General features: G+C 40.8%; 1 tRNA gene. It reads left to right on the plus strand.

The features are described 5' to 3' along the window. Positions 1–75 precede the first annotated feature (75 nt). Positions 76–151 (plus strand) — tRNA-Ala (locus tag ACTXGE_RS12490). Positions 152–620: the final 469 nt, after the last annotated feature.

Genomic DNA, 620 nt, shown 5'->3' on the forward strand with positions numbered 1-620 from the left:
GCTCAGCTGGTTAGAGCACCGTGTTGATAACGCGGGGGTCGGCAGTTCAAGTCTGCCCAGGCCTACCATTATTTAGGGGCCATAGCTCAGTTGGTAGAGCGCCTGCCTTGCACGCAGGAGGTCAACGGTTCGACTCCGTTTGGCTCCACCATTAATAAACAAGCGCGATTGAATAGAATATATACATAAGCATAAATAGAAACGAATGATTCGACTTATAACAAATAAGTACTGATTATTTCTTTCTGTTTTATACAGAACCTAATACCTGACGAAGGATTAGGAACTATTTAAAAACATAGATATGAGTCTGGGTTAGGAAGAGCGTGTTCACGCGCACTTTTTAACCTTAATAACTCACCTCTTAACGACATCAGTTGTTATCCCAGGGGTGGGTTATTAAAAAAGTAAAGAGAACTGAATCAAGCGTATAAACATAGGTGATATCGTTATAATTGCGAAACCAACCTGTTAAGTACCAGATCTGTTCAGTAGTAAAATACCTCGAATTACTTCGAGGCTACTTTTACTACTAATAGAGATAAACTTAGCAAGTAAATAGACCCTTTGGGGTTGTATGGTCAAGTAATTAAGCGCACATGGTGGATGCCTTGGCAGTC

Origin of the sequence: Psychrobacter sp. T6-4 (genome assembly GCF_052258425.1) — a bacterium.
GTDB lineage: Bacteria > Pseudomonadota > Gammaproteobacteria > Pseudomonadales > Moraxellaceae > Psychrobacter.